We start from the raw sequence: 604 nt of genomic DNA, 5'->3' as shown, positions 1-604 counted from the left end.
AGACATAGAACCTATGTATTTGCGAGAAATAAGAAGAAAAGAAGAGTTGAATTACAGGTTTACTCAACCAATTTCTGATGATTACGTGAAATTAGATAAAAACAACTTCCCGGATTATGAATATTCAAGACACGATCAACAAATTTATGTAAATGGTAAACAGTATAAAGTTATTTTTAACGGAGTTATAAACCCTAAACAAAAAGGTAATAAAGTTTCTTTTGAACTAAAATTCGAAACTACAGAATTACCATACGGTGAAAGTATTGGAACAAGCCTAGAGTTAGAAGAAAACAAAAAGGTTGGATTGTGGTCGTTTGATTTTAATATTGATTGGCATGCAGGCGGAGACAAAAGAAAGTATACATTTGAAAATTTGAGCAAAGGTACAGTTTACTATCATGGTAGTGCTCCTAACGACCAATTCAACATGTATAAAAAGATAACAATTATTTTAGGCGAAGATACAGAATCGTTTGTATGGAATTTAACGCATGCTGAAATAATGAAAATCGAAGGGATCAAACTAAAAGCTGGAGACAGAATTGTTTATGATAGCTTCCGAGTTTATAAAAACGGTGTTGAAATAAGTACCGAAACGAAT

Annotated in this window: 1 protein-coding gene; it reads left to right on the top strand. The window is 31.8% G+C overall.

What is annotated here, in order from left to right; genetic code table 11:
• Nucleotides 1-604 (top strand): phage tail family protein (locus KQ486_RS14210; RefSeq protein WP_216688004.1); only part of this gene is annotated, 604 nt, incomplete at both ends.

The sequence above is a fragment of the Allobacillus halotolerans genome (assembly GCF_018967645.1).
GTDB classification, from domain to species: Bacteria; Bacillota; Bacilli; order Bacillales; family Alkalibacillaceae; genus Allobacillus; species Allobacillus halotolerans.
Note: the sequence above shows the minus strand (reverse complement) of the source record. Positions and strands in the feature narration are given on the sequence as shown.